General features: G+C 59.4%; 23 protein-coding genes and 2 pseudogenes. 15 read left to right on the forward strand and 10 right to left on the reverse strand.

The genetic code is table 11. From position 1 onward, the window contains the following. Positions 1–385 precede the first annotated feature (385 nt). Positions 386–649: a hypothetical protein gene (locus AC1PPK_RS17460; RefSeq protein ID WP_481114282.1), complete on the forward strand. Its 264-nt coding sequence runs from the start codon at positions 386–388 to the stop codon at positions 647–649. 340 nt (positions 650–989) lie between these two features. Here AC1PPK_RS17460 and AC1PPK_RS17465 read toward each other — a convergent pair whose 3' ends face one another. Next, positions 990–1973: an IS5 family transposase gene (locus AC1PPK_RS17465; protein WP_481114283.1), complete on the reverse strand. Its 984-nt coding sequence runs from the start codon at positions 1971–1973 to the stop codon at positions 990–992. Between the two features lie 161 nt (positions 1974–2134). Here AC1PPK_RS17465 and AC1PPK_RS17470 point away from each other — a divergent pair, with 161 nt between their 5' ends. Both AC1PPK_RS17470 and AC1PPK_RS17475 read left to right on the forward strand, forming a co-directional pair. Continuing rightward, complete coding sequence (locus AC1PPK_RS17470; RefSeq protein WP_481114284.1) at positions 2135–4771, forward strand: AAA family ATPase; 2637 nt, start codon at positions 2135–2137, stop codon at positions 4769–4771. Positions 4772–5124: 353 nt separating this feature from the next. Continuing rightward, on the forward strand, positions 5125–5484 hold the full coding sequence (locus AC1PPK_RS17475) for a hypothetical protein (RefSeq protein WP_481118275.1): 360 nt from the start codon (positions 5125–5127) through the stop codon (positions 5482–5484). Positions 5485–5515: 31 nt separating this feature from the next. Here AC1PPK_RS17475 and AC1PPK_RS17480 read toward each other — a convergent pair. Beyond that, positions 5516–5596: pseudogene (locus AC1PPK_RS17480) on the reverse strand (transposase); the annotation flags it as partial. Further along, the gene (locus AC1PPK_RS17485; RefSeq protein WP_481114285.1) at positions 5578–5742 is read right to left on the reverse strand and encodes a hypothetical protein; all 165 of its coding nucleotides are present in this window, start codon (positions 5740–5742) and stop codon (positions 5578–5580) included. The pseudogene AC1PPK_RS17480 and the gene AC1PPK_RS17485, both read right to left, overlap by 19 nt. Positions 5743–5935: 193 nt before the next feature. On the opposite strand from AC1PPK_RS17485, the gene AC1PPK_RS17490 reads away from it, so the two are divergent. From AC1PPK_RS17490 to AC1PPK_RS17530, 9 genes and pseudogenes are all read left to right on the forward strand, one after another. Then, positions 5936–6208 (forward strand): hypothetical protein, encoded by a 273-nt coding sequence (locus tag AC1PPK_RS17490; protein ID WP_481114286.1) that lies wholly within the window; start codon positions 5936–5938, stop codon positions 6206–6208. 142 nt (positions 6209–6350) lie between these two features. Continuing rightward, positions 6351–6548, forward strand: a pseudogene (locus tag AC1PPK_RS17495) (IS110 family transposase); the annotation flags it as partial. A 422-nt stretch (positions 6549–6970) separates the two neighbouring features. Next, positions 6971–7294 (forward strand): hypothetical protein, encoded by a 324-nt coding sequence (locus tag AC1PPK_RS17500; RefSeq protein ID WP_481114287.1) that lies wholly within the window; start codon positions 6971–6973, stop codon positions 7292–7294. A gap of 157 nt (positions 7295–7451) precedes the next feature. After that, entirely contained in the window at positions 7452–8537 is a 1086-nt protein-coding gene (locus AC1PPK_RS17505) for a hypothetical protein (protein ID WP_481114288.1), read from the forward strand. Between the two features lie 211 nt (positions 8538–8748). After that, positions 8749–8994 carry a hypothetical protein gene (locus AC1PPK_RS17510; protein WP_481114289.1) on the forward strand — a complete coding sequence of 82 codons (246 nt, stop codon included), beginning with the start codon at positions 8749–8751 and terminating at the stop codon, positions 8992–8994. Between the two features lie 329 nt (positions 8995–9323). After that, complete coding sequence (locus AC1PPK_RS17515; protein WP_481114290.1) at positions 9324–10700, forward strand: hypothetical protein; 1377 nt, start codon at positions 9324–9326, stop codon at positions 10698–10700. Positions 10701–10715: 15 nt separating this feature from the next. Continuing rightward, positions 10716–11165 (forward strand): hypothetical protein, encoded by a 450-nt coding sequence (locus AC1PPK_RS17520; protein ID WP_481114291.1) that lies wholly within the window; start codon positions 10716–10718, stop codon positions 11163–11165. A 156-nt stretch (positions 11166–11321) separates the two neighbouring features. Beyond that, a complete protein-coding gene (locus tag AC1PPK_RS17525; protein WP_481114292.1) occupies positions 11322–11717 on the forward strand; it encodes a hypothetical protein in 396 nt (131 codons plus the stop codon). Then, the gene (locus AC1PPK_RS17530) at positions 11704–12147 is read left to right on the forward strand and encodes an ankyrin repeat domain-containing protein (protein WP_481114293.1); all 444 of its coding nucleotides are present in this window, start codon (positions 11704–11706) and stop codon (positions 12145–12147) included. Before AC1PPK_RS17525 ends, AC1PPK_RS17530 begins: the two co-directional genes overlap by 14 nt. A 240-nt stretch (positions 12148–12387) precedes the next feature. Here the strand turns inward: AC1PPK_RS17530 and AC1PPK_RS17535 are convergent, their stop codons facing one another. After that, positions 12388–12909, reverse strand: a complete 522-nt coding sequence (locus AC1PPK_RS17535; protein ID WP_481114294.1) for a hypothetical protein — start codon at positions 12907–12909, stop codon at positions 12388–12390. Between the two features lie 76 nt (positions 12910–12985). Continuing rightward, a complete protein-coding gene (locus AC1PPK_RS17540; RefSeq protein WP_481114295.1) occupies positions 12986–13555 on the reverse strand; it encodes a hypothetical protein in 570 nt (189 codons plus the stop codon). 628 nt (positions 13556–14183) lie between these two features. Between AC1PPK_RS17540 and AC1PPK_RS17545 the strand changes: the two genes are divergently transcribed. Then, positions 14184–14456 carry a hypothetical protein gene (locus AC1PPK_RS17545; protein WP_481114296.1) on the forward strand — a complete coding sequence of 91 codons (273 nt, stop codon included), beginning with the start codon at positions 14184–14186 and terminating at the stop codon, positions 14454–14456. A gap of 121 nt (positions 14457–14577) precedes the next feature. Further along, complete coding sequence (locus AC1PPK_RS17550) at positions 14578–14916, forward strand: hypothetical protein (RefSeq protein ID WP_481114297.1); 339 nt, start codon at positions 14578–14580, stop codon at positions 14914–14916. A 77-nt stretch (positions 14917–14993) separates the two neighbouring features. Here AC1PPK_RS17550 and AC1PPK_RS17555 read toward each other — a convergent pair whose 3' ends face one another. From AC1PPK_RS17555 to AC1PPK_RS17570, 4 genes are read right to left on the reverse strand one after another with little or no spacing between them, the layout of a single operon-like run. Further along, positions 14994–16583 (reverse strand): MFS transporter, encoded by a 1590-nt coding sequence (locus AC1PPK_RS17555; protein ID WP_481114298.1) that lies wholly within the window; start codon positions 16581–16583, stop codon positions 14994–14996. Between the two features lie 24 nt (positions 16584–16607). Continuing rightward, a complete protein-coding gene (locus AC1PPK_RS17560) occupies positions 16608–18497 on the reverse strand; it encodes an amidohydrolase (RefSeq protein ID WP_481114299.1) in 1890 nt (629 codons plus the stop codon). Then, positions 18494–18772: a XapX domain-containing protein gene (locus tag AC1PPK_RS17565; protein ID WP_481114300.1), complete on the reverse strand. Its 279-nt coding sequence runs from the start codon at positions 18770–18772 to the stop codon at positions 18494–18496. Before AC1PPK_RS17565 ends, AC1PPK_RS17560 begins: the two co-directional genes overlap by 4 nt. Before the next feature lie 14 nt (positions 18773–18786). After that, a complete protein-coding gene (locus AC1PPK_RS17570; RefSeq protein WP_481114301.1) occupies positions 18787–19440 on the reverse strand; it encodes a hydrolase in 654 nt (217 codons plus the stop codon). A 200-nt stretch (positions 19441–19640) separates the two neighbouring features. Here AC1PPK_RS17570 and AC1PPK_RS17575 point away from each other — a divergent pair, with 200 nt between their 5' ends. After that, positions 19641–20573: a LysR family transcriptional regulator gene (locus AC1PPK_RS17575; RefSeq protein WP_481114302.1), complete on the forward strand. Its 933-nt coding sequence runs from the start codon at positions 19641–19643 to the stop codon at positions 20571–20573. Positions 20574–20612: 39 nt separating this feature from the next. On the opposite strand, the gene glyA is transcribed toward AC1PPK_RS17575, so the two are convergent. Beyond that, positions 20613–21884: a serine hydroxymethyltransferase gene (glyA, locus tag AC1PPK_RS17580; RefSeq protein ID WP_481114303.1), complete on the reverse strand. Its 1272-nt coding sequence runs from the start codon at positions 21882–21884 to the stop codon at positions 20613–20615. Positions 21885–21942: the final 58 nt, after the last annotated feature.

Here is a 21942-nt window from a genome sequence, read left to right on the forward strand (position 1 = left end):
ATGTTTCGGGCGCCAAAGTTCTTCGTGCACGCGTGAGAGTTCTTCGTGCACCGGTGCACGAAGAACTTTGGGGTGGTGAAGGTGAATGTTGGGCGGTGTGAGATGAAATTTAGGTGGGCGGAGCTCTTCGTTGCGAGACGACGTTTGTAGTGGTCCCGCCAGACGCCGTGTGACAAACATGCGTGCGATGACGTCTACCTCATCAAGCGAACTTGGCGCAAGTGACGAAATTCATAGCGCTTACCCATATTGGGTTAAATAATTCCGAAAACAACTATTTGAATTCAAATTGCAGGCTAACAAAGTCGACTCACTGCTTTCGGTGAGTTGCAGCTCTACAAGTCAATCTTCGGCCCCGCAGTAGCCATACTCATGAGGAATCGTCGTGGAAGTCTACAAAGTGTACGTCCATACCAAGGACGACCCGCACGTATCTGAAATGGTTGTAGCTGCCTCGTCAAAGAAGGAGGCTGAGGAGCGTGCCCTTGCACACGTGAAGAAGAGCAACCCATATAAGGGTTATCGAGCGCCCGAGGAGTCAAAGGATCTTTCCAAGGTGCTTTATGTCAAGAAGGCCGGAACCAGTGGATGCCTCGTTATTCACCGGGTGCCCCTTGAAGTATTCAAGCGTGTAAGAGGGGTTGCGTAGTATTGCGTCCGCTTACGGAAGCTTGAACAAGGGCTGAACACCGGGCATCGCAAAGCTGTTTCTTGCCCCCAGCGATAAACCTGGCCGATAGCTTTCGGCCAGAAGTGAACTACCGACAAACCGCGTCGACCGTCTGCTCAGGACTGGGATCGGACGATCACAGTGGGTACGCCGGATACTTCCATACGGGCCCCACTCAATTAATACAGTTTTAGGGAGACGCTGAACAAATCCCCGCCCAGCCTCTCCCGAGCGAGTTTCCGGCCAAGTCCATTCAAACATGCTGACCGCCAGGCATCAAAAGACCGATTTTCGAGGAGCATGCCTCCGATTTCACCGCTCAGGACGCACCTCGGGCATGCATCGCCGGCATGCGCCTTTGGGCGAGCAGCAGATTGGCGAAGCCAAACAGCGAGAAGAGTTGCGCCTCGTTCTTCGCCAGCCCGCGGTAGCGGGTCTTGCGATGCCGGAAGAGGTTCTTGATCACGTGGAAGGGATGCTCCACCTTCGCCCGGATGCTCGCCTTGAGCTTCTCGAAGCGCTCCTGCAACCGACCCAACGCATCGGCGGGCAGGGCCTTGCGCACGCTGCGCTTCATCGCCACCAGCCATTCAACGGTCTTGCCCTGGTTCTCGGGGCGTTTCTCGACGCCTTGGTAACCCGCATCACCGAACACGGTGTGCTCCTTGCCGTGCAGCAGGGCATGGGCCTGGCTGATGTCGCTGGTGTTGGCGGCTGTCGTGACCAGCGTATGCACCAGTCCCGACTGTGCATCGACGCCGATGTGAGCCTTCATGCCGAAGTGCCAGTTGTTCCCCTTCTTTGTCTGGTGCATCTCCGGGTCGCGCGCCTTCGCTTTGTTCTTCGTCGATGGCGGGGCCGCGATCAGCGTGGCATCGACAATCGTTCCTTCACGCAGGATCAGGCCTTGTTCGGCCAGATGGGCATTGATGGCCTCGAAGATCTTGCGCGTGAGCCCGTGGGTTTCGAGCAGCCGTCTGAACTTCAGCAGCGTCGTTGCGTCCGGCGCCGACTCCCGCGACAGATCAATCCCCACGAAGCCCCGGATCGCCTGGCTGTCGTAGAGCGCATCCTCCATCCCCTCGTCGGAGAGCCCGAAGCACTGCTGGGCCACATACATGCGCAGCATCCGCGCCTGGCCAATCGGAGGGCGCCCACGGCCTTCACCCTTCGGATAGAACGGCTCGATCTCGGCCTCCAGCGCCGCCCAAGGCGTCACCGTGTTGATCCCGGCAAGAAAGCGATCGCGCCGCGTCAGCTTCTTCTTCGCGGCGTACTCCAGGTCAGAAAAGCTCGATTGCATCGATCAAGGTCTCGTAAAGGGAAGGCACTGCGGGATTATCTCGCGTGTGCTCGTGTGCCGGGGGGCGGGGAATAAATCAGTGGCTCCTTAGGTCTGACAGCAAGCCGGAGAGCACAGGTCAATTTCGTCTTCTGTACTCTCGGCAGATAAGGGAGAAGACAGTGACGATACTGCAAGAAATCCATGCGTGGTCCAAGGACATCGCTGCATGGCAACAAGACGCTATTGCAAGGCTATATGCCGAGCGAACACTCAGCTCGGCCGACCTAGACGACCTCTATGCCCTGGCCAGGGCAGAGGTAGGCATCCCAGATCCAGAAGGACGCGTGCCCAAAAAACTACAGGATGCCCAAGTGGCACCGCCGGCTAATTCAACTCGAGTCGTTCTGCTGGCAGCGATCAAGGAACTTGCTAATGTCAATGCGCTGGCAAATGGGGCGCGCCTACCCATTGCACGAACCGGGGTGACGGCCATCTACGGTGAGAACGGCGTCGGGAAGTCGGGCTACTCGCGAGTGTTCAAAAAGGCCTGTCGGGCGCGTGATCGGCGGGAACCCATTCTACCTAATGCGAACCTGGGGGCGGGAAAGAGTGGACCGGCCCAGGCGACGTTTGAGGTGGAGCTCAACGGCATTGCGACTGATCTACCATGGAAGGACGGCATCGAGCCACCTGAACCTCTATCGGATATCGCGATCTTCGATACGCACTGTGCTCGTGCCTATATCGACAACCAAGGTGATTTCGCATACTCCCCCTACGGACTGGACATCCTAGAAGGACTGGTTGGGGCATGTAACAAGCTCAAGGCTCGGGCTACAGCAGACAAAGCTGCGAATGCCCCGAGCAACGCTGCTTATGTGGTCCTCGCAGGGGAGCAAACGGACGTCGCCAAAAAACTACTCGGAATCCCAGCCAAGACCAAGGCCGAAGACATCGAGAGGTTGGCCACTCTCAGCGAAGTTGAGTTGGAGCGGCTTGCGCTGCTGAACAAGACCTTAGCCGAAGCCGATCCCAAGCAGAAGGCCTCGGCACTGCGTCAGAAAGCCAGTCGCCTCACTTCGCTAGTGACGCGGATAACCACCGCGATCGACATCATGAGCGAAGAAAAGGTCGCTTCGCTTCGGGAACTGATCGGCAAATCGAATGCGGCCAAGGCGGCAGCAGAACTCGCCGCAACCGAGTTCAAAGCGACGCCTGACCAACTGGCCGGTACCGGTTCCGAGGAGTGGAAGGTACTCTTCCAGGCCGCAAGGGCTTTTGCCGAGATCAGCCACGCAGACCATCAATTCCCAGAGCTTCCCGTAGATGCAGCATGCCCTCTTTGTCAGAACCCCCTCGGGCAAGAGGGGGCGACGCGGCTGCTGCGATTCGATGCCTTTATCAAAGCGGCCGCGGAGAAAGCTGCGAAGGATGCACGCGAGGCCGCAACCATCCCATTTAGGATCATTCAGCAGGCGAATGTGGACCTGATGTTCCGCGACGACTTGGCCGAGGAAGTGACTGAGCTTGCTCCGGAAGTCTCGGTTGCCTGCACAGCCTTTCAGGCGTCCCTTAGGACACGCCAACCAGAGGTCCTCCAGGCAGCTGGAGGTAAACTGACCTGGGATGAGATTACAAAGCTGTCCGATGACCCGCAGCCCGGTCTAGCCGAGATTATCAGTCGCCTGCAGGAACAAGCTAGAGCACTCGATGCCACTACTGATGAGAAGCTTAAGGAGGCCATGGTCTCCGAGCGGGCGGAACTCGACGCTCGCCGTAAACTGGCCGAAGTTAAGGACTCCGTGCTTGAGGCAATGACCAAACACGAACTCTGCCGCAAGCTGCAAGCATGCATCGCTAGTATGGAGACGCGGGGCATTTCCAGGAAGTCGACGGAGCTTTCGCGCACGGCGGCCACCAACGAGTTAGCCGATGCCCTCAATGCTGAACTCAAGCTCCTTAAGGTCCATCACCTCAACGTCGTGATGAAACCCGAGTCGCCGGGCGGAAAGACCCAGTTCAAGCTGACGCTGCAGTTGCCAGGCGGTGGTATGCCAACGGCCATTCTCAGCGAAGGTGAGCAGCGGGCCATAGCCATCGCGTCCTTCATGGCCGAGATCCGACTTGGCCAGGGGCGCGGCGGCATCGTGCTTGATGACCCAGTATCGTCGTTAGATCATCGGCGCCGCTGGGAAGTCGCTGAACGGCTGGCGAAGGAATCGCTAACCCGACAGGTAATCGTCTTCACTCACGACATTTACTTCCTCCTTATCTTGGAGCAAAAGGCCAAAGAGGTCGGCGCACCGCTGACCAAGAACTACATCCGTAGGACAGCAGAAGGCTACGGCGTTCATTCCGAGGATCTACCCTTTGATGTGCTCGGCACAAAGGACCGCCTGAGTCGCCTGCGACAGATGCAGGTCGATGTGCGCAAAGCGGCGAAGGATGGCAATGAAGACCTTCAGCGCCAGCTGACGGTCAAGTGCTATGGCCTGCTCCGACTTGCATGGGAGCGCTGCATAGAGGAGGTCCTACTCAACGGAGCAGTGCAGCGCTTCGGCGAGGGCGTTTCGACTCAACGCCTCAAAGGGGTGACGGTCACTGACGACGACTATCGTGAAATCGACGCTGGCATGACCAAATCTTCGAAGTTCGAGCACGACACCGCAGCAGCCGTCGGCAGGCTTCCCATACCAGACCCCGATGAACTCAGTGACGACATCGAGCGCTTGGCGAAGTGGCGCGAGACACTCAATAAGCGAGTGGAAGGCATTGCCAAAGGCACTGCCAGTCGGTCAGCCCTCTTTGCTGCCTGATTTTCCATTCCAATCAGTCATTCAAAGACAGTTACCTAGTGATAGCAGCCTCCTCTTGACCCCACCAACCTCCCCCGCCCATACTCCCGCCGTCGCCTAAACAGTGGCGACCGGGTTTGGAAGCCCGACCAATCCAGGCGGATACCGGCCGCAATGCGGCCGTTTTTATTCGTCACGCCCTTGGTGCGCCCAGATTTCACGATCAATGGCGGGCCGGGTGGGGAGGCTTCGGCCTGCCGGTCCCCTGGATTCCGGTCTTCCAACCCTGCTTTGGCCCGCCCCCCGTTTGGAAGCGGAGGGTGGAACAGTCCATTCAATCCAGGAGCATCCATCATGGCCGTTCAAGCCCTAGCGTGCGCGTTTCCGCGCGCGTCTGCTTCACTTCCCTACCCTTCGCCCGCGTCGCGCTGCGCTTGCCACTCCGCATGGAGGGCTGCGCGATGAACATGCCGATGCAGTTTCCCTCGTCGTCCGACACGCTTTACGAGTTGACCGACAGTGCGAATGCGATGGCCCTTACCGATCAGCTCACGGCGCGCCTTGCGCAGTTGCATGCGATGTTGTCGGCAACCCATGGCAACGCCGGCGACACGTTCCGCCACCTCTGCCATGAGCATCAGGAGCACTACATGTGGGCCTGCTACATGCTGGCGGGCGAGACGCGGGAGTTGATGACGGCGCTGGTGGAAAGGCAACGGGCGGCGTCAGCGTAATTGGCGCACGCTGTTCGAAGGCCAGGCCGGCCCCGAGCCACGCAGCAAACTGGCGTCCGTTCCTGAACATCGATGCGTCGCCCACGCTGGCGGTCACGGCGTCAGCCGTGATGAGTTGTCCGTCGGCAGCGTGCTGAGCCACGTCAGAAAGCCCGCCCGGTTGAACTCCCGCCGCTCCACGATCCGACCGGTGCAGTCTGCCACGCAGGCCACGAAGACGTTCTTTGCCAGATCCACACCAACCGTCGTAGTATCCATTTTGACTTCCCTCCTCGCCGTTTCAGATTGAGCTTAAGCAATTCAATCTTGGCACTTGGATGCCGGGTGGCAAGCCCACCAGGTGGGTGGGGGAAGTCCTTTTGTAGTCAGTTAACTGGACAGTCAAAAAGCTACGCTTTTTGACTGTCCAGTTACTTAGTTCGTTAGGCACTACAAATCTTCCGGAGCTACTATGTCACGCCCATTTCTCGGCCGATCAGCCATCGTAGATATCATCAAAGATAAAGAGCGCACGAATGCCATTCAAAAGCGTGAAGGACTGACGAATCATCCGGTGCGCTTTACGGTATGTGGTTGCCCAGATCCGAACTGTGGTGGCTGGCATACCATTGAAATGGATCGCACCGTTCCATCGTCGGATGAGTGCGAGGCACTTATCAAAGCGGACAACGTCGCACGCAAGTCCAAGAAGCCTCACAAAGGTAAGGGACCGACAAGTGCCTAACATGGGTCGCTCCCTTCGGTCGCTGGACGCTGCGCGATAAAGCCGCGCAGCGCGGGTTAGCTAATAAAATGGACTCCCCCACCCCGAGCGTGACACTGAGGCCCAAGTAGCCTTGGGGCTGAGATCACCAGGAGGAAGTGCCATGAAACAGATTGTCCGCATCGGTCTCGACATTGCCAAATCCGTCTTCCAGCTCCACGGTGTCGATAGCCACGGCAAACCGGTCTGCAAAAAGACCTTATCCCGCGGCGAAGTCCTGGCCTTCTTCGTCAGCCCCTACCGCAAGAGCGGCAAGAACGACGCCAACGATGCCGAAGCGATCTGCGAAGCCGTAGGCCGAGGCCCTGAAATCGAGAGCATGCAACAATGTGGCTGCTGTTGCCTTGGCGGCCAGGAATGCCCGGATCATCTGGACGATGCTGGCTCGGGGAACCGAGTACCGAGTGGCCGCCTGAACCATACAGGCTGTCGATCTTCAACCGCAGTACCAGTGATTTCCCACCGTAGGTTTGCGAGCGAAAGTGTTGATGGGATGACGGATCAAACCGACACGGAAAGAGCCTGATAACGTTGTTGGCCGCGCAAGGCCGTTTAACTAATGAGGCTTCCGTGGTGCGTATGTCATCAGGGCCGGCGCCGACGGGTGCCATAGTAGGCCGGATAGATTCCTGCAGGCTTGTCCATCAAACCAACAGCACATTCATCTTGCAAAATCGGGGGAGTCCATAGATAAAACGTTAGCCATTGTCCTAAGGAGCATGCATGTTTCAAGAAATTACGGTTGAACGTCTTTCAGTCAAAAGCATCTTCAAACTAGTCGCGCTTGGGTTACTGCTTTCGATTGTTCCGTTTTGTGCCCTCATGGGGCTTTTTGCACTGTTCGGCGCAAACACCGTTACCTGGAACAACGAGCATATTCACGGCATTTCGGCTCTCATTGCTGGCCCGTTCATGGGCATCTTTATTTCGCTCGTCTTCACCCTGTTCTTCGGAGCATTCATGTCTTTTGGTTTATGGGTGTTGTCAAAGTTCAGGCCCATTACTGTGGTGGTCAAGCAAAACGCTGGCGATTCACATCCACTTTGAGGGTGAGAGTTACTATGTTCTCAGTGGTTACAACGTTGAGTTCTACAAACGTGTCGCTGCCTAACCCGCTCCAAGGGACGCCCGAGAAGCTGCGCTTCTCGGTTCCCTCCGGCCTTCGGCCTCCGGTCGCCCCTGAGCTAGCACGTTGGGCCTCAGCATGTTAGCGATGCGCAGATGGATATTTCTGATTGCGATCTCGCTGGTTGCCTGCGCAGAAACCAGGCCACCTTTGGCTCCCGCAGAACCAAGGCTCATACAACCAACTGAGATCGCAGCTATCGCAAATGCTTTGCCTAGCTACACGAAGTTCAGCATTTCTGGATTAGCGTTTCTCGATACACGTCTATTCGTTTCGACCAATATAGGCCTTCTTGAGGTTCAAGCTCTTCACGCCAAGCATCTGTACGTCTGGTATGAAAAATTCAACGTCACATCGGGCCCGTGGAGCGATCAATTACGAGGGGCTGTTTGGGCTTATCGAAACGAGGATGGCTTTTTTGTCCGTCTCGACAGAGACGGATGGCATCGGGTGGCCCTACCAAAACCGCCGGAACGCTACTACACCCGTGACGATTTTTTGGAAGGGTTTAGGGCCGTTGGAGATGCCACAGAATTTCGGCTAGTCGGCGCAGGTCATGTCTGGGAGTTGAGCAATGCGGATGAATGGTCAATCTACCCCTCACCACCTGCTGAAAAATACAGCAGAACTGTAGGATTCGCTGAGATAGAGGGCCGCTATCTCTATGTAGTCAGACAGGGTTTTTGTCACCTCGAGCCCTGCAACTATGCAGCGTATTGGCGCGAATCGGAAAAATGGCTAGCACCAATACCTTTTTCCTCCGGGAGGGTCAAGCAAGTTGTGAGTACATCCAATGGAGCTTTTGTTCGGACTGCCGGCGGGGAATTGCTTCGCATCGCGAACAACACTGTGACCGTCCAAAATGCACCGGGCCTATGCGAGGCGATATCGCGCGCTTCAAGCGGCAAGTTGCTTGCTAGTTTTCGTGGGGTAGGCGTTTTCGTCTTGGAGGGGTCATGGGTAAAGCTGTTCGATCCACCGTATCCATCATCGGAAGGTGAGCATTGGGCTTATCTAGCGGAAAGCAACGGCACGGTTGCCCTGGCGACGACATCGATCTCACACTTCAAGTCCGGAACGGATCATGAGCGGTACTACACCGGAACAGATGCCCTGTGGATGTCCCAAAGCGGTCGGCTGGTTCGTGTCGAACTACGGCAGTGAGGCCCAACCCGTCCATCGAGCCGACCCACAAAAAGCTGCGCTTTTTACGGTCGGCTCATGTCCAACGTTAGCCAAATGCAAACGACACTCGACTCCCGTCACGAACTCGAGCTCCTGACACTCACCTACAACGGGCGCGAGCTTTCTGCGGAGGTCTCCGAACTGATTGTTGGGCAAAGGTGGTCGTGTATCACGGGGGCCAAAAAGCTATGTGGTCACCTTTCTGAATCCGGTTGCGCATGCGATCACCGAAGAATTTCCAGCCATCGTGGGAAACTGGCTTCAGGGCACCGACATAGGTTTCCTGCGGCGCGTCGAGAGCACCGCGCTTCGAACTGCGATGGGCCTGGCTTTAGAGCAGTTTGCGAGCCAGTACGCATTCGCGCTCGTTACAGCTCATGAAGTGCTTGCAGTCTTTTGCGAAGAAGAGCCGTCAATTGTGGCCCGCCATGGCTAACAGGGCCGGACACGCAAACTGCTACGCAGTTTGCGTTCCCTCCGCTGGCGCTCCGGTGCCTGTTACTTCTAACGTTGGGCCTCTCAGTCGAGAGATCGTCCTGGCTGGACCAAGGCTTCGAGGTTACGAAGGAAGTCACCGATTACGCTTCAACAACGGCGCAGTAATCCGACGTACCGTCGAGCAGGACAATTTTCCCTGTGAGTCAGCGTGCGCTGAAGTCTGGATCACCTACTAAGTGATTTCCTAGAGGTACGCCGTACGGAGTGAATACAGTTGGCCTGCCTTCCGTGTGCTGAACGATGATGCTACTTTTGCGATTGACACTCATGACTCGTTACATTCACTTTTGCCGTAGCTGTAGCCACATTTGCATATTCATGCGGGTCGCCTCTGGATCTAAAGGAGCCTCGGTCCATCAAGTTGCTACTCATTTTTTGTTGCGGCTACGCATCGCAATTCTTCTTGTTTTGTCTGTCAGTATACCAACGGCCGTCCGTGCGGCGACTGAAGAGCCCACAATGCCAAACACGAAAACCATGTGGGCCATCCAAAGCCATAAGACTGCCCTTCTCACGACGCCGCGGGACGCTGCTATTCACCCCCGTGCGGTCACGATCCTTCCCGACGGCGGGGCCATCGTCGCGGGCGCTATAAGCGCGACCAAGCAAGGGTGGGCCAGTCGCGTCAATGCTTCGGGTTCCGCCGTTTGGACCTTCACCGCCGAAATCCCACCGGAGGATCGGAAGGCATTTGAGGGAGACCTCGTCATCGGCCCGACGTTTTACTCTGCTGCGGTAAATTCCACCGGCGACACATTCTTATGCGGAGACGTGCCTCGGGCCGTTGATTCGGGCAGGCCGACCGCCTATATCGCTCAACTTGATCGAGCGGGGCAGCTTATTCGTGAGCTGTTTCCCGAGCCCGCAGGGGCGCCGATGCTGCGATATGAGATCGCGAAATGTTTTCCGTCGGGGACCAGCATTGTCGCAATCGCGCAGGGTGTGCGCATGGACATCAGCAAAGGCCTGCCGGCGCATATGTACTCGTCGGTTTGGGTGATCTGGCTCGATAGCAAGGGCGCAATCGAACGGCAGGCATTGGTGCCGGCCTCTGATGCAAATCTTTCGGCTGCAGTTGACAGTTTCTCGATCGCACCAACTGTAAAGGGAATGCTGCTGGCCCTGACGGACAACGTGCAGACAGAGTTCGTGTCCCTGGACACCCAAGGGCACGAACTTGCGCGCAAGCTGGTTCAAGGTCGCTTCATGCTTGTTTCGGACGCGCAAGACGCGTCTATTGTCGAAGCATTCGGGGCTACGGCCGACTCCATTTCTCTGTTGCGCCTGGATCCTGCGCTCAATGTCACGCAAACAGTGCGTGCTTCGAGTTCCCGCCGCATCGCATCACGGGCCGTAATACGGGCTCCGGGCGGAGGATTGTTCGTATTTGGTTCATCCGTTCATAGCTTCGGGGAGCGATACCGATCCCTCGCATTAGAGATCAGTGAATCACTGACTTCGCAACAGGAACTTCCACTCGCCACTGGCGATTTTTTCGATGCTGGATCAGTCTGGGCGGCAGCGATTGCCGGGACGAGTACGGCCACACCGCTACTCGTGCTCGCACGACCGCACGTTCCATCCGCAATGACGTCACCGAACCGCGGGGCGGTCGTGGATTTCATTCAACTCAGGAAGAAATAGAAGATAACAGGAAGTTTGACGAATTTCACGGCAGCCCAACTCGCCAAGGCGGCATATCCCAACAACGCCATGCTACTTTTCCTGTCTTGCTATTTTGCCTTATGCGTAGTTCCTGCATCTAAACAGTACCTTGCAAAACATGCAATCCGGCATTCCGATTTTATGCGGCAGAACTATCGCCCCAAAACAAAGTTAGGCTTCCTTATGCATGCTGACCTTGATTCACTACCTCCTCTAACACCGCGCCAAGCATACATGGCGATGTATGAGTTTTTGCGCACCGAGTTCAGGCTTACCGCTCCTACACACACCGTACATCTGGGTGGTCTCCTGGCGGAATTGCAGCCGACGCGCGATGGTTCAAGTGAGGATCCTGGTGGTGTCGAAACATTTTGCGAGGCAATTCAAAAGGTATTATCCAGTGATTACAAGTCCGCTTGGTCTGAATCTGAAAATCGGGCCTGACTATTTAATCAACCGGACGGCTTCCCCGCTACGCGCTCCAGCCGCCTGTATTATGCCTTACGTGTAGCCCCCCATATCAAGCAGTAACTTGCACAAGACGTTATCCGGGATTGCGCTATTTTCTTCAAAAGCTATCGTCAAGGAAATTTAGCCATCATGTCTGATCGTACCCCCCTCAACGAATGCGAAGAGCAAGCCAGAAAGGCGCTTGTCGAGTTGGCGTCTGCCATGCTGTGCGGCCGCGTGTCATTTCTCGAGGGCGCGGTGCAGTTGCTTCATTTGAAATCCGTCATCGGTGGAACAGCAGACGACGCCCAGGAACTCGATGCGTTTGTCGCCATTGTGTCTGAAACGGATCACTTGCCACTCAAGGCACAGCAGAACCTCTGGAGCACCGAGGCGCTCTCTGCACTGCAGCCGGAGTTTGAGCGCACTGAGAAATGGGCTGCCGAATTCGGCTCGGCGGCATGTCGTAGTCTCATTGAACGCTTCAGAAGCCGGCCCCAAGTAATGGATAAGTTCGATGTCAGGGACGCAAATGACTGCATATGATCAAGAGGACTTCTTTGAGATCGAGCGATTGCACCGTGCTGCCGCAGAGGGGGACATTCAAGAGATGCAGCGCCTGGTCGAATGCGGCTATTCGTTAGAGTTCTTCGATGACCTCGGTCGGGCCCCACTCCACTACGCCGTCGAAGGACGGCATTACAAGGCCGTGGAATGGCTAATCACAGCTGGCGCCAATGTGAACTCCAACGATGAGGAACACATAGGCGAGACACCTCTCTGCTACGCAGTTCAATCAGCTTATCCAGAGCTGGTCGAACTCCTGCTCCGCAATGGCGCAGATCCAGACATCACAGGCTGGATGGCTAACACTGCGCGAATCAGAGCCGCCAAGAGGAAGGATGATGAAGGCAAGGAGATCAGCGCGCTGCTGGAGCGTTACAGGCCATCAACGCCTGATACAAAAGATCGGTAATCCCACAGGAGCTGAACTTTGAGCGTCAGCTTTCGTATGGCGCAATCATTTCCTCAGAGTCGGCAACAGCCTCCCCTTGACCCCGCCACTTTCCCCCGCCCATACTCCCGCCGTCGCCTGGATTAAGATTTGCCGCGCAAAGAACATCACTCGGATACTGGCCAATAGCCTTCAGCGATATCCCTGCTTAACGCGAAAAAAGGCAAGAAATTGATCCATCACTTTAGTGACACCGTCAGATTAACGGCCCTCCCCGTTAACAAACAAGCTCAGTAAAGTTCCGTCCTCCCTAAACTCCAGGATTATTTCCTGCCGCAGCAGCGTATCCTCATGCGCATACCTGATTCGGCTATTCCCCCGGGGATGGGTCGGGGTCTTAAATATCCTGCCGCTCGGTGGTGGAAAATAGGGATGATCCTCCCATCCTTCTCCAAGGACGGCCACGACGTTGTCGAAAGAGAGTTGCTCGTAAGACTGCCGACACATTAGGTCGGCCATAAATCGGCCACGCCCGGTTGGGTTAATGCGAATAGAAAAGTCCGCATCGATTACGGCTTGTGCCGTCGCGTCAAAGAAATCCTCCACATAAATTATCCTCCACGGTATCGAAGGGCCTGGAGGGCTCCGTAAGATTTTGCTGCCCCCGAACCATGCTTTCAGCTGCTCATCTGAAGCCGTCTGCATTTCCAGAAGGGCATCCTGGTCGACGGCCACCTTCATGTTTCGTACTAGCTCAATCAGGGTTGTCGGTGCCTGAATCACGGTTATCTCCTTGCTGTGGCCGGCTGAGGATCGACTCAGCTGCTCATCGGTTGTGCCTGGGGTCCAAGGGATACGGCTAGGACTGGGGGTTGCCGGATCGCTCACTGGGTTCTGCATTAACCTGATAATGGCCCTCCCCTCGAACCATCAAGCCCAGCAAAGTTCCGTCCTCGCTGAACTCGACGATTACTTCCTGACGCAGCAGCGCATCCTCATGCGTATACCTGATTCGGCTATTCCCCTGGGGATGGGTCGGAGTCTTAAATATCCTTCCGCTCGGTGGGGGAAAGTGGGGATGGTCCTCCCATCCTTCTCCAAGGACGGCCACGACGTTGTCGAAAGAGAGTTGCTCGTACGACTGATGACAATCTAGGTCGGCCATGAATTGGCCGCGCCCGGTCAGATTGATGCGAATAAAGAAGCTCACATCGGCTACAGATTGTTCTGCAACATCAAAGAAATCCTCCACATAAATTGTCCTCCACGGTATCGAAGGGTCAGGAGGATCCCGTGAAATTTTGCTGCCACCAAACCATGCTTTCAGCTGCTCGTCTGAAGCCGTATGCATTTCCAGAAGGGCATCCTGGTCGACGGCCACCTTCATGTTTCGTACTAGCTCGATCAGGGTTGTCGGCGCTTGAATCACGGTTATCTCCTTGCTGTGGCCGGCGGGTAAATCGCCACGGGTTTCGTGGAGGCCACTTGGTTTTAGTCAGACCATCGCAGCCTGACCGTTTTGACTGTTGATGACAAGGGGATCAGCGCGCTGCTGGAGCGTTACAGGCCATCAACGCCTGATACAAGAGATCCGCAATCCCACAGGAACTGAACGTTGAGCGTCAGCTTTCGTATGGCGCAATCATTTCCTCAGAGTCGGCAACAGTCCCCTTGACCCCGCCAACGTCCCCCGCCCATACTCCCGCCGTCGCCTAAACAGTGGCGACCGGGTTTGACAGCTCGACGAATCCAGGCGGATATCCGGCCGCAATGCGGCCGTTTTTATTCGTCACGCCCTTGGTGCGCCCAGATTTCACGATCAATGGCGGGCCGGGTGGGGAGGCTTCGGCCTGCCGGTTCCCTGGATTCCGGTCTGTCAACCCTGCTTTGGCCCGCCCCCCGATTGACAGCGGGTGGTGGAACAGTCCTTCCAATCCAGGAGCATCCATCATGGCCGTTCAAGCTCTGGCGTGCGCGTTTCCGCTCGCGTCTGCTTCACTCCCCTGCCTTTCGCCCGCGTCGCGCTGCGCTTGCCACTCCGCATGGAGGGCTGCGCGATGAATACGCCGATGCAGTTTCCCTCGTCGTCCGACACGCTTTACGAGTTGACCGACAGTGCGAATGCGATGGCCCTTACCGATCAGCTCACGGCGCGCCTTGCGCAGTTGCATGCGATGTTGTCGGCAACCCATGGCAATGCCGGCGACACGTTCCGCCACCTCTGCCATGAGCATCAGGAGCATTACATGTGGGCCTGCTACATGCTGGCGGGCGAGACGCGGGAGTTGATGACGGCGCTGGTGGAAAGGCAGCGGGCGGCGTCAGCGTAATTGGCGCACGCTGTTCGAAGGCCAGGCCGGCCGCGCAGGAACCAGACTCCATGCGGCCGGTCTATGAGCAAACGCCAATGGACCAAAGGGCGTTTCGCCCACTGCATCTACTTTTTTGCCGATGAATACACCCACTGACGTTTTGCACGCCTACGTTTCAGCCATCCTCGACAAGCCAAGCCCGCTTGTTGTTTCCGGGACTACGGTCGAGAGATCGTCCTGGCTGGATCAAGGCTTCGAGGTTACAAAGGAAGTCACCGATTACGCTTTCAACAACGGCGCAGTAATCCGACGTACCGTCGAGCAGGACAATTTTCCCTGTGAGTCAGCGTGCGCTGAAGTCTGGATCACCTATGAAGTGATTTCCAGTGGGGATGTGGCACTCGGCATCAGCCCACTGCGCAAGACGTTTGAGAATGCCTGCCGTGAGTCGTTCTGGCTGGCGTATCACTCGGCCTAGAGCCTGTTCGTGGAGTCGGTGCCTATATCGCGCGAACCGGATGCCCGCGGCGGGATATGGCGCCGGCCGTCGGCGGCTTAGTTGATCGCCAGAAAATGCCGTACCACCGGCACCTGCTCTCCCCGATGGAAGCGCAGCACTTCTTCCTGCAGGTCTGCAGCCGCCTTTGATACCCGGCGGTGTTGCCGCAGGTGTTCCGCCCAGGATTCGACCATGAACCATTCGAGGATCAGGCTGGGGTCGGCGGCGTCTTCGGTGATGCCCCAGTCGTAGGCGCCGTCGCGGCGGCGGTCGGCGGAGAGGCCCGTGAGGGCGTCGAGGAAGGCTTGACGCTCGCTTGCGTCGATCCTGTATTCGATGAGGATCAGCACGGGGCCGCGGTCGTACTCCACCGGTGCGGCGGTGAGGGGTTCGGGCCAGTGGTTGGCGGGCACCAGGTCTGCGTCGCCCTTGGGCAGTTTGAGTCGGTGGAATGCGAGGCCGGTGACCGCCAATCCGCCTGCGCCGGCAATCAGGGTCATGGGTACGCCGATCAGCGTGGCGATGCCGCCCCAGGCGAGGCTGCCGGCGGTCATCGCGCCGTTGAAGACGGTGAGGTAGACGGCCAGGGAGCGGCCCCGCACCCAGTTGGGCAGGATGGCCTGGGCGATGCTGCTGAGGGTGGTGAGCGCGGCGATCCACGCGGCGCCGAGGGCAAGCAGCGCAATGAGCGCGGCCCATTGGGCGGGGGCGAACGACAGGAAGACCATCACCGCGGCGGTGACGATGGCCGACATCAGCACGATGCCGTCCGGGCTGAGGCGTGCGCGCAGTTTCGGCATGAGAATGGCGCCGCCGATGGCTCCGAGGCCGACGGAGCCGAGCAGCACGCCGTAGAAGCCGGCACCGCCGCCGAGCAGCTTTCTGGCCACCAGGGGCAGCAGCGCCCACACCGAACTGGCGAGCAGGAAGAAGACGAAGGCGCGGATCAGCACCACGTGCAGTTCACGATGGGCACGGGCGTAGCGCAGGCCGGCGCGGAAGGCGCCCGGAAAGCGCTCGGACAAGGCGTCGTCGGCCTTTTCCGGGCGTCGCCACCACAGCAGCGCGGCGATCACGAAGACGTAGCTGATCACGTCGGCGCCATAGGTGACCGCGGCGCCCAACCTTGCGAGGATCAGGCCGCCCAGCGCGGGGCCGACGGCCCGCGCGATGTTGATGCCGAGGGAGTTGAGGGCGACGGCGCTCTTGAGGTCTTTCTTGTCGACCAGCTCGGGGACAATGGCTTGCCAGGTGGGGCCCATCAAGGCGGCGCCGATGCCGCCCAGAAAGGTGAGCGCGATCAGCGAGCTGACGGTTTGCTGGCCGAAGGCGGACAGCAGCATCAGGCAGATGCTGACGGTGGCGAGCAGCCCCTGGATGGCGATGAGGAATTTGCGCCGGTCGAGGATATCCGACAGCACGCCGGCGGGGATTGCCAGCAGGAAGACGGGCAAGGTTGCCGCGGCCTGCACCATGGCCACGGCGGCCGGAGACACGGACAGGTCGGTCATCAGCCAGGCGCTGGCCACGTCGCGGATGAAGCTGCCGGTGTTGCCGATCACCGTGGCCACCCACAGCACGGCGAAGAGTTGTTGGCGGAGGGGTGCGAAGCTGCCGGCCGGGGCTGTGGTGGTCTGCGCTGTCATGAGGCCTGTCTTTTCTTCATAGGTTTACACCGCCCAGCAGGAGCAGCCCAGGGCACCGAAGAAGCCTTTCAGGTCTGCCACCGGCACCTTCGATCCCCATGCATTGGCGTGCGCGTGGCCATGCAGGCCGCAGGCGCTGCTGCATCCGCAGGCCGCGATGGCCTGGCGATGCAGGGAATGCCGCCCTGCCCCATCCGGCTCGCCCCAGGCTGCGTAGCCCTTGAAGGTGCGCACCGGCGACCATTCGGGCATGGCGGGAGGCACGGGGTTGTCGTCCTCCGGGGCGAAGTCGCCCGCGCCATAGACGACGCGGCCGCCCACCATGGTGAGCTCGGAGGTGAGGAAGGAGATTTCATCCTCGGCGCAGCTGAAGAAATCCTTGTCGGGCACGATCAGGTCGGCGAACTGGCCCGCCGCGATGCGGCCGCGCCGGCCTTCCTCGTTGGAAAACCAGGCCACCTTCTCGGTCCACATGCGCAGCGCCGTCTCCCGGTCCAGGCAGTTGTGGCGCGGGTAGATCTTCAGGCCGCCGACGGTCTTGCCAGTGATCATCCAGGCCAGGGACACCCACGGATTGTAGGAGGCGACGCGGGTGGCGTCGGTGCCGGCCGAGACCTTCACGCCCTTGGCCAGCATGCGGGCGATGGGGGGCGTGGCTTCGGCCGCGGCGGGGCCGTAGCGTTCGACGAAATATTCACCCTGGTAGGCCATGCGGTGCTGCACGGCGATGCCTCCGCCCAGGGCGGCGATGCGGTCGATGGATTCGTCCGAGATGGTTTCGGCGTGGTCGAAGAACCAGTTCAGGCCCTTGAGGGGAATGTCCTTGTCCACCTTCTCGAACACGTCGAGGGCGCGGGAGATGGTTTCGTCGTAGGTGGCGTGCAGGCGCCAGGGCCAGCGGTTGTGGGCGAGGATGCGCACCACCTCCTCCAGCTCCCCTTCCATCTCTTGCGGCATGTCCGGGCGGGGCTGACGGAAGTCTTCAAAGTCGGCCGCGGAAAACACCAGCATCTCGCCGGCGCCGTTGTGGCGGAAGTAATCGGTGCCCTGCTTGTACTTGACGCTGGCCGTCCAGTTGAGGAAATCCTCCTTCTCCTGCTTGGGCTTCTGGGTGAACAGGTTGTAGGCCAGGCGCACCGTCATCTGGCCTTCGTCGGCCAGCTTCTGGATCACCGCGTAGTCGTCCGGATAGTTCTGGAAGCCGCCGCCGGCGTCGATGACGCCGGTGACGCCCAGCCGGTTGAGCTCGCGCATGAAATGCCGCGTCGAATTGAGCTGGTAGTCGAAGGGGAGCTTGGGGCCCTTGGCCAGGGTGGCGTAGAGGATGGCGGCGTTGGGCTTGGCGAGCAGCAGGCCCGTCGGGTTGCCGCTGGCGTCGCGGGTGATCTCGCCGCCGGGGGGCTCCGGCGTGTCCTTCGTGTAGCCGACGGCGCGCAGCGCGGCCGCGTTGAGCAGCGCACGGTCGTAGAGATGCAGCAGGAAGACCGGCGTATCGGGCGCGATGGTGTTGATCTCATCGATGCTCGGCAGGCGTTTCTCGATGAACTGGTGCTCGGTGAAGCCGCCCACCACGCGCACCCACTGCGGCGCGGGCGTGATCGCCACTTGCCGCCGCAGCATGTCCATGGCGTCGGCCAGGGAGCGCACGCCGTCCCAGCGCAGCTCCATGTTGTAGTTGAGGCCACCACGGACGACGTGGGTGTGGTTGTCGATCAGGCCAGGCAGCACGCTGCGCCCCTTGAGGTCGATGACCCGCGTGCTGGAGTCCGCGAAGGGCTGGATTTCCGCTTCGTCACCCACCGCCAGGAACTTGCCGTCCTTGATGGCGACGGCGCTGGCAGTGGGCTTGCTGGTGTCCAGCGTGGTGAAGCGGCCATTGCGCAGGATGACGTCGGCCGTCGCAGGTGCTGTCATGATCGTTTCTCCTCGGGCGCCTTGGTCTGTTGCATGGCCTGGCGTCCTGGTAGCTGGCCGAACACATGGTCCGTGGCTTGCGATCTGTCGCAAGCGGCCGTGAAGGCCGAACCGCTCAAGAGCTGTTTGCCGACCGGCACGAGCTGCTCGCCGATGAGCATCCCGAGCAGCCCGACGATGGCGACGACCGGTGGCGCTGGTGAGCGCACGTTCAACAGGCTGTAGATCACGCCCACCAGCACACCGACCGCCAATGAAATCAGATAGGGTTTCATTGGCGTTACCTCTGTCAGCCCTCGTGGGCGCCGAACATCGTCTTGGCGTAGGTGATCCCCAGGCCGTAGCCGCCGCCGAGCTTTTTGGCGATGCCGGTGGTCAGCTCGTAGGTGTCCGTGCGGGCCCAGTCGCGCTGGAGTTCGAGCAGGTATTGCAGCGCCGTCATCGGGCGGGCGCCGGCTTGCACCATGCGTTGTACCGCGCGTTCGTGCGCTTCGACGGAAACGTCCCCACAGGCATCGGTGATCACATAGACCTCGAAGCCCTGCGACAGAGCCGACAAGGTCGGGCCGACGATGCAGACGCTGGTCCACAAGCCGCCGAAGACGATACGCCCCTTACCGATCTTGTTGACCTGGGTGATCACGGCGGCGTCTTCCCAGGTGTTCATCGAGGTGCGATCCAGCAGGGCCTGGCCCGGGAAGGGCGCGGTCACCTCCTCGAACATCGGCCCGGAGAAGCTCTTTTCGGCGACGGTCGTCAGGATGGTCAACACGCCGAAGCCGGCCGCTGCACTGGCCACCAGGCCGGCGTTGTTGCGCAGCGAGGGAATGTCGATGGAGTGCGTGGCGAAGGCCATCTGCGACTGGTAGTCGATGAGGATCAGGGTATGGTCGGTCGGGGTCAGCAGCAGCGGGCTGGGCGTGGGGGTGGCGGCGATGGTCATGTTGGCGGGCTCCTCTGTATTTCGTGCAACGAACGGGGTTGGGGATGGCGTGTAAAGCGCCGGGGCAGTCGAAGCGCTGCCTTGATGGAGGCACTATAGACAAGGTCCAACCCATTTAGAATGAGACGAACGGCATGGCATCCATTCCATTTTTGAGGTCATGCAAGACCTCATCCGCCCCGACGAAGGAATAAGGTCGCATGAAAAAGTTACCGGATCTGGAGGCATGGGCCCTTTTCGCCAAGGTTGCGGAAACGGGGTCCTTCGCCCGCACCGCCGCCGAGTTCGATCTTTCCCAGGCCACGGTATCGAAAGCCATACTCCGCCTGGAAAAGCGCATGGGAACGGTCCTCTTCCATCGGAACTCCCGGCGCCTGTCCCTGACGGAAAGCGGCGATGCCGCGCTGGAACGGGCGACGCGCATCCTGTCGGAGGGACAGGCGATCGAAGCCGAAGTCACGGAACAATCCATCAGCCTGCGCGGGCCGATCCGGATCACGGTGCCGATGTCCTTCGGGCTGTCGTACCTGGCGCCAATCCTTCCGGAGTTCATGGCGCGGCTGCCCGACGTCAGTTTCGACTTTCACTTCGGCGACGAAATCGTCGATCTGGTCGCCAACCGCTTCGACCTTGGGGTGCGCATCTCGACGATGGCGGATTCGAGCCTGCTGGCCCGCCGCCTCTACGCGGTAAAGATCCTGCTGGTCGGCGCCCCGGCTTATTTCGAGCGTTACGGCAAACCCGATCATCCGCGTGAGCTCGCACAGCACCGGGGGCTGATGTACTCGAACTCGCGCACCGGCGGATGCTGGCGTTTCCATCATGACCAACAGGGCGAATTCACCCAGGCCATGCCGGCGCCGTTATGCGCGAACAACGCGGAAGCCATGATGCCCGCCCTGAAGGCCGGCCTCGGGCTGGCACTGCAGCCGGAGTTCCTGGTATGGGATGAGTTGCAGTCGGGGCAACTGGAAACGGTCATGTGCGACTGGAAGGTCGATCCTATCGCGCTGCACATCGTCACCCCGCCAGGGCGCAGCCGGCCTGCCCGGGTTCAGGCCTTCATCGATTTCCTGTCGGAGCGGCTATCGGCGGCGCCCTGGCTACGGGAGATCGCGTGTAATGAGGCTTAGCCTCAGCCCGCCCTTGAAGTGGTGGATGTACCGATGCCGCTATCGGTACACGGGATGGCGGCGGCACAGCGCCAGCACCTGCTCCCTCACTCGGTGGCGCACCTCCGGCAACGCTGTACCGCTGTTCTCCAGCGCGTCCAGCACGTCGCACAGCCACCCCGCCACGTGTTCGCATTCGGCCACACCGAACCCGCGCGTGGTCACGGCGGGTGTGCCGATACGCAGCCCCGAGGTGACAAAGGGCGAGCGTTGATCGTTGGGCACCGAGTTCTTGTTGGTGGTGATCCAGGCTTCGGCCAGCGCGGCGTCTGCGTCCTTGCCGGAATAGGGCTTGGCGGAGAGGTCGATGAGCATCAAGTGGTTGTCGGTGCCGCCGGAGACGATCTTGTAGCCCCGCTGCTGGAGGACCGCCGCCATCGCACGGGCGTTGCTCACCACCTGACGCTGGTAGGTCTTGAACTCGGGACGCAGCGCCTCCTTGAAGGCCACGGCTTTGGCGGCGATCACGTGCATCAGCGGGCCGCCTTGAATGCCCGGAAACACCGCTGAATCGAGCTGTTTGTAAAACGCGTCACCCTGCCCCTTGGCGAGGATGATGCCGCCGCGCGGGCCGCGCAGGGTCTTGTGGGTGGTGCTGGTGACCACATGGGCGTGGGGCAGCGGGTCGGGGTATTCGCCAGCCGCGACCAGGCCGGCAACGTGAGCCATGTCCACCCAGAATACGGCGCCCACCTTGTCGGCGATGGCGCGCATCCGCGCCCAGTCCTTGTGCCGCGAATAGGCCGAGAAGCCGCCGATCAGCATTTTCGGACGGGCTTCCAGTGCAATGCGCTCCATCTCGTCGTAGTCGATCAGCCCTGTCCCGGCATCGAGCCCGTAAGGAACGATGCGGTAGTGGCGGCCGGAGAAATTGGATGGATTGCCGTGGGTCAGGTGGCCGCCCTGCGCCAGGTTCATGCCCATCACGGTGTCGCCGGGGCGAGTCAGAGCCAGGAACACGGCCGCGTTGGCCTGGGCGCCGGCATGGGGCTGAACATTGGCGTAGTCGCAGTCGAACAGCGTCTTGAGACGTTCGATGGCCAGGCGCTCGGCCACGTCCACATTCTCACAGCCACTGTAGTAGCGCTTGCCCGGGTAGCCCTCGGCGTATTTGTTGGCGAAGACGGAGTTCTGGATGGCCATCACCTGCGGGCTGGCGTAGTTCTCGGAGGCGATGAGCTCGATGTGGTCTTCCTGGCGACGTTCTTCGCGCCGGATGGCTTCGGCCAGTTCGGGGTCGAAGTCGGTCAGGGGCAGTGATGAGTCGTACATGGGCGTGTGTCCTTTGTGTCTGGAATTCAGGGTTTTGAGGGTGCGTTCTTTGATCGCG

The organism is Zoogloea sp. JDB1 (genome assembly GCF_056724025.1).

Coding starts and splice junctions, on each gene's coding strand:
- AC1PPK_RS17465 (WP_481114283.1), bottom strand. CDS start 1,973: ATGCAATCGAGCTTTTCTGACCTGGAGTACGCCGCGAAGAAGAAGCTG.
- AC1PPK_RS17485 (WP_481114285.1), bottom strand. CDS start 5,742: ATGGATACTACGACGGTTGGTGTGGATCTGGCAAAGAACGTCTTCGTG.
- AC1PPK_RS17490 (WP_481114286.1), top strand. CDS start 5,936: ATGTCACGCCCATTTCTCGGCCGATCAGCCATCGTAGATATCATCAAA.
- AC1PPK_RS17500 (WP_481114287.1), top strand. CDS start 6,971: ATGTTTCAAGAAATTACGGTTGAACGTCTTTCAGTCAAAAGCATCTTC.
- AC1PPK_RS17505 (WP_481114288.1), top strand. CDS start 7,452: ATGTTAGCGATGCGCAGATGGATATTTCTGATTGCGATCTCGCTGGTT.
- AC1PPK_RS17515 (WP_481114290.1), top strand. CDS start 9,324: ATGACTCGTTACATTCACTTTTGCCGTAGCTGTAGCCACATTTGCATA.
- AC1PPK_RS17525 (WP_481114292.1), top strand. CDS start 11,322: ATGTCTGATCGTACCCCCCTCAACGAATGCGAAGAGCAAGCCAGAAAG.
- AC1PPK_RS17530 (WP_481114293.1), top strand. CDS start 11,704: ATGACTGCATATGATCAAGAGGACTTCTTTGAGATCGAGCGATTGCAC.
- AC1PPK_RS17545 (WP_481114296.1), top strand. CDS start 14,184: ATGAATACGCCGATGCAGTTTCCCTCGTCGTCCGACACGCTTTACGAG.
- AC1PPK_RS17550 (WP_481114297.1), top strand. CDS start 14,578: ATGAATACACCCACTGACGTTTTGCACGCCTACGTTTCAGCCATCCTC.
- AC1PPK_RS17555 (WP_481114298.1), bottom strand. CDS start 16,583: ATGACAGCGCAGACCACCACAGCCCCGGCCGGCAGCTTCGCACCCCTC.
- AC1PPK_RS17560 (WP_481114299.1), bottom strand. CDS start 18,497: ATGACAGCACCTGCGACGGCCGACGTCATCCTGCGCAATGGCCGCTTC.
- AC1PPK_RS17565 (WP_481114300.1), bottom strand. CDS start 18,772: ATGAAACCCTATCTGATTTCATTGGCGGTCGGTGTGCTGGTGGGCGTG.
- AC1PPK_RS17570 (WP_481114301.1), bottom strand. CDS start 19,440: ATGACCATCGCCGCCACCCCCACGCCCAGCCCGCTGCTGCTGACCCCG.
- AC1PPK_RS17575 (WP_481114302.1), top strand. CDS start 19,641: ATGAAAAAGTTACCGGATCTGGAGGCATGGGCCCTTTTCGCCAAGGTT.
- glyA (WP_481114303.1), bottom strand. CDS start 21,884: ATGTACGACTCATCACTGCCCCTGACCGACTTCGACCCCGAACTGGCC.